The organism is Cobetia sp. (assembly GCF_983723665.1).
In genome coordinates this window covers 31,364-35,857 of sequence record NZ_CFDJES010000010.1, presented here as the reverse complement: position 1 = coordinate 35,857, position 4,494 = coordinate 31,364, and the positions used below count along the sequence as shown (strand labels likewise).

At 61.2% G+C, this 4,494-nt stretch carries 7 protein-coding genes and 1 other RNA gene; 3 read left to right on the top strand and 5 right to left on the bottom strand.

Translation table 11 applies throughout. The features are described 5' to 3' along the window. Nucleotides 1-395, bottom strand: a 395-nt coding sequence (gene fur, locus AC4FAH_RS02395; RefSeq protein ID WP_490245606.1) for a ferric iron uptake transcriptional regulator, incomplete at its 3' end; no start/stop codon positions are given. A gap of 78 nt (nucleotides 396-473) precedes the next feature. Here fur and AC4FAH_RS02390 point away from each other — a divergent pair. Further along, a complete protein-coding gene (locus AC4FAH_RS02390; RefSeq protein WP_052384519.1) occupies nucleotides 474-902 on the top strand; it encodes an outer membrane protein assembly factor BamE in 429 nt (142 codons plus the stop codon). Between the two features lie 92 nt (nucleotides 903-994). Here the strand turns inward: AC4FAH_RS02390 and AC4FAH_RS02385 are convergent, their stop codons facing one another. Further along, nucleotides 995-1,306, bottom strand: coding sequence for an RnfH family protein (locus tag AC4FAH_RS02385; RefSeq protein ID WP_043333350.1), 312 nt, complete (start codon nucleotides 1,304-1,306; stop codon nucleotides 995-997). Nucleotides 1,307-1,393: 87 nt separating this feature from the next. Then, nucleotides 1,394-1,831 (bottom strand): type II toxin-antitoxin system RatA family toxin, encoded by a 438-nt coding sequence (locus AC4FAH_RS02380; RefSeq protein ID WP_043333347.1) that lies wholly within the window; start codon nucleotides 1,829-1,831, stop codon nucleotides 1,394-1,396. A 162-nt stretch (nucleotides 1,832-1,993) separates the two neighbouring features. Between AC4FAH_RS02380 and smpB the strand changes: the two genes are divergently transcribed. Together smpB and ssrA are read left to right on the top strand one after the other, a co-directional pair. After that, entirely contained in the window at nucleotides 1,994-2,470 is a 477-nt protein-coding gene (gene smpB, locus AC4FAH_RS02375; RefSeq protein WP_043333345.1) for an SsrA-binding protein SmpB, read from the top strand. Between the two features lie 135 nt (nucleotides 2,471-2,605). Next, nucleotides 2,606-2,960, top strand: a transfer-messenger RNA (tmRNA) gene (gene ssrA, locus AC4FAH_RS02370). A gap of 226 nt (nucleotides 2,961-3,186) precedes the next feature. Here the strand turns inward: ssrA and AC4FAH_RS02365 are convergent. Both AC4FAH_RS02365 and AC4FAH_RS02360 read right to left on the bottom strand, forming a co-directional pair. Beyond that, a complete protein-coding gene (locus tag AC4FAH_RS02365; RefSeq protein WP_483222540.1) occupies nucleotides 3,187-4,071 on the bottom strand; it encodes an ABC transporter ATP-binding protein in 885 nt (294 codons plus the stop codon). Nucleotides 4,072-4,191: 120 nt separating this feature from the next. Further along, nucleotides 4,192-4,494 (bottom strand): iron chelate uptake ABC transporter family permease subunit (locus AC4FAH_RS02360; RefSeq protein ID WP_490245605.1); only part of this gene is annotated, 303 nt, incomplete at its 5' end.

Here is a 4,494-nt window from a genome sequence, read left to right as displayed (position 1 = left end):
CGCACGTAGAGCACTAGCGCATGCTCGACCAGCTCATAGCCGTGCTCCTCGACGATCTCGCGCTGACGGCGCTCGATCTCGGGATCACAGAACTCTATGATCTCGCCGCTGTCCAGACATACCATGTGGTCATGGTGTTCTTCCTGGGACAGTTCGAAGACGGCGTGACCGCCATCGAAGTTGTGACGCATCACCAGTCCCGCTGTTTCAAACTGGGTGAGCACACGATAAACCGTCGCCAGACCGACATCTTCGCCAGCCTCAAGCAACGCCTTGTACACGTCCTCGGCACTCAGGTGTCGATCCGTCGATTTCTCGAGGATCTGCAGGATCTTGACTCGCGGTAGGGTTACCTTGAGTCCCGCCTTGCGCAGTTCATGGTTCTGATCGGCCATGCTGGGGTACTCTTCGCAGTCGCTTGATGTATCAGGTATGATCGGCCAAGGCAAAACGATAGGGAATCTTCAGGGCAAATGCAAAACTTGATCAAAACAGTCGCCTTTTGCAGCGCCCTGTCGCTGCTCACCGGGTGCAGCTACTTCAGCGTCTACAAGCGCGACCTTCCTCAGGGCAACCTGATCAAGCCGGAAATGGTCGAGCAATTGAAGCCGGGCATGAGCCGCGAACAGGTCATCTACGTGATGGGCTCACCGCTGCTGACCGCCCCCTTCAGTGAGGATAGCTGGGACTACGTCTATCGCCTCAAGAAAGCGGATGGCGAAATCATCAACAAGCGCGTGACGTTGACCTTCGCAGGCGATTCACTCTCCAACATCGACAAGAGCGGCGACATCGACCAGGAAACCGTCATCGTGCCGGACCTGGACATCGACCCTCGCGCGGCACAGCCTAACCGTGCTGAACCCAAGGCAGGCGCAGCCGACCTGCCTGAAGAGCGCTGATCACTGTCCTCTTCACTCAGTGACAAGCCAGAACAACAGCGGGGCACCTTTCAAGGTGCCCCGCTGTTTTTGATTCTCGCCTGTATCTCGTCTTACTGAGCGGCGCGAGCGGCCTTGTCGGCGCGCCGCTTGCGCGCAAGCTTGGGGTCGGTGATCAAGGCGCGATAGACCTCGACCCGGTCCCCGGCGTCCAGCACATGCTCATCGGGCTTGCGCAGCGCCTTGCCGAAGATACCCAGGTCCGCCTCGAGAAACACCTCGGCGGCAATCGTCGGAAAGTGCTGCTCCAGACGCGCCATGCGCACGGCCTCGCGCGCCGTGGTACCGGGGGCGACCGCCAGCGAGACGATCTTCTGCTTGTCGGGCAGCGCATAGGCCACCTCGACCGTGATTCTGTCTGTCATGTCTGCTCCTTTGCTCTCGCCACCTTTATATACCACCTGTGCGATATATCACCTGCGCGGCGTTGCACCCTGGCCAACGGCCAGGTGTCAGCGCTGGGTGTAGATCTGGTCAGCGCGGCGCGTGAAGGCCTCGACCATCTGAGCGGCGACCTGACTGAACAGCTTGCCGAACGCCATGCCCAGCAGGCGATTGCTGAACTCGAAGTCCATCTCGAGCGAGACCTTGCAGGCGTCTTCGCCCAGTGGCGTGAACAGCCAGGTCCCCTGCAGACGCTTGAAGGGGCCATCGACCAGGTTCAGCTCTATCCGCTCGGGGGCATACAGGTCATTGCGCGTAACGAAGCTCTGCTGCATGCCTGCCTTGGACAGGGTGAGCCTGCCCTTGAGATGGTCCTCATCACGTTCCAGCAATTCCGCGTTGCTGCAGCCGGACAGGAATTCGGGATAACGCTCGAAATCATTGACCAGATCGAACATTGCCCGGGCCGAATGCCGCACCAGGGCAGACCGGTTGACCGTAGGCATCTAGCTCTCCGCTGACTTGGATACGCAGCATGCGTATCATGAACAATGGGCCGGCGCATGAAGTGCCGTCTGGCCTTGAATGGTAACACGCCTCCCCCCATCCAGAAGGATGTGCCATATCCACACTGGATGACGGCAGGCGCACACGACAAATGAGGCAACATGGGCAAGAAAAAGAAACCCGAACAGGGCGGCAATCTGATCGCCCAGAACAAGAAGGCACGCCACGAGTACCACATCGAGGAAACCTTCGAAGCGGGTCTGGTACTGGCAGGCTGGGAAGTGAAGGCGCTGCGCGCAGGCAAGGGCCAGCTGACCGATACCTATATCGTGATCAAGAATGCCGAAGCCTGGCTGCTGGGCTGCCACATCCATCCGCTGGAAACCGCCAACACCCACGCGGTGGCGGACCCGCAGCGCACGCGCAAGCTGCTGTTGCACAAGAAGCAGATCGCACGCATCTTCTCGCGCACCCAGGACAAGGGCCACACCTGTGTGCCGGTCAAGCTGTACTGGAAGAATGCGATCGTGAAGTGCGAGATCGCGCTGGTGGAAGGCAAGAAGCTGCACGACAAGCGCGCCACCGAGAAAGACCGTGACTGGAACCGTCAGAAAGCCCGTATCCTGCGCGACCGCTGAGGGCAGCGTGAGGCAGCTCACGCCAGCAAGCTACTGTCAGGTCAGAAATTTTCCTGAACGCTTGAACTGGCGTAGCACAGTCCCCACCTGTTATGATGAAGACGTAGCAACGCAGTAAAGTGGTAACACTGTTATGGGGGCGTTCTGGCATTCGACGCTGGTGGCAAACCCTGAGGTGCATGCCGAGATCGTAACGTATCTCGTAAATAAAACGTTGCAAATATATAGTCGCAAACGACGACAACTACGCTCTAGCTGCATAAGCTGCTCATGATACCGTTGCGCCTGTTCAAGGTGGATTGAGAACGAGCCCGTATAAACAGGATCGTCTTGGCCGACGTCTCTAAGGTCGAGATTAAAACTCAGAGAATCGCATTGCTGTAGCCTGTTCATTGGCGGCAGTAGTGTTAAATCAAATAATGAAACTAAGCATGTAGAGCCGAAGGCGGAGTGCCGGCGGACACGGGTTCGACTCCCGTCGCCTCCACCATATCCGTGACAGAAAGGCCTCCCTTCGGGGAGGCCTTTCTGTTTGTGGGCGATCAGTGCTGGCTGGGGCTTTCCTGTCAGAGGCCGAGCGCTCTCTCAAGTCGCCCTATCAAGCTGCCCTCTCAAGTCACCCTCTCAGGCCTCTAAAGCCCCTCTCTCAGGCCTGCGCAAGGCCCGGCAGCGGCCACGCAGGCGCCACAGCACCCGTCATGGCCACAGTCTCGGCCTCAGGTCGCGCTGCCGCTCAGGCGCTCGCTGGTGCGGCGCACGCCGATCAGCAGCGGTGTGCCGGTGTCGGGGATCAGGCGGCACTCGACTCCATAGAGCTTGCGCACCAGCTCCGGCGTCACCACCTCAGCGGGCGCGCCCTCGGCGATCACGTGGCCTGCATGCATGGCCACGATGTGGTCGGCATAGCGGCAGGCGCTGGCCAGATCATGCACCACCATCACGATGGTCTTGCCCTCTTCATGGGCCAGACGCTGGATCAGCTCGAAGACCTCGATCTGGTGGCCGAGATCCAGCGCCGAGGTCGGCTCATCCAGCAGCAGCAAGGGCGTCTGCTGTGCCAGCGCCATGGCGATCCAAGCGCGCTGGCGCTGCCCGCCGGACATCGAGGCCAGCTCACGGTCCGCCAGGCTCTCGATGTCGGCGGCGGCCATCGCCTCGGCCACCAGCCGTTGATCCTCCTCAGACCACTGACTCAGCGCGCCCTGATAGGGCTGACGACCGAAACGCACCAGCTCATGTACCGTTACCCCCTCGGGCGAATGCGTCTCCTGAGGCAGCAGCGCGATGCGCTGGGCCACTTCGCGCCGCTTGTAGGCGTGAATGTCCTTGCCTTCCAGCAGCACCGCGCCTGACTCAGGCAACTGCAGGCGTGCCAGCCCTGCCAGCAGTGTCGACTTGCCACAGCCATTGGGCCCGACGATCGCCGTCACCTTGCCGTCGGGCAGCCCCAGGGTCAGCGAATCGATCACGGTGACATGGCGCTGGCGCGCGCCATAGCCCAGCGACAGCTCGTTAGCTCGCAGGGTATCGGTGGTGGCCGCGGCGTGGCGATCGGCCGGGGAATTCATCGCTCGCGGATCAAGCATCGTCTCAGCGCTCATGGCGCACTCTCCTGAAACATCATCGGCCGCTGGTACATCATCAGCCGCTGAAACATGTCGTGCGACGCTGAGCGGCAAGGGCTGGCCCTGGGCCGCTCAGCAGGAAAATAGGGGCAACGGCTAGCGCGGGCTGCGCAGCAGTATCCACAGCAGATAAGGGCTGCCGACCACGGCCATCACGATACCGACCGGGATTTCCAGCGGCGACAGCAGAGTACGACCGGCGAGGTCTGCCAGCACCATCACCAGCGCGCCGGCCAGCGCCGAGGCCAGCAGCGGCACGCCCTTGTGACGCGACAGGTAGCGTGCGATCTCGGGGCCCACCAGCGCCACCATGCCTACCGGCCCGGCCACCGCGACGGCCGCCGCCGTCAGCACGACCGACAGCCACAGCGTGATCAGGCGTACACGCGACACCGGCTG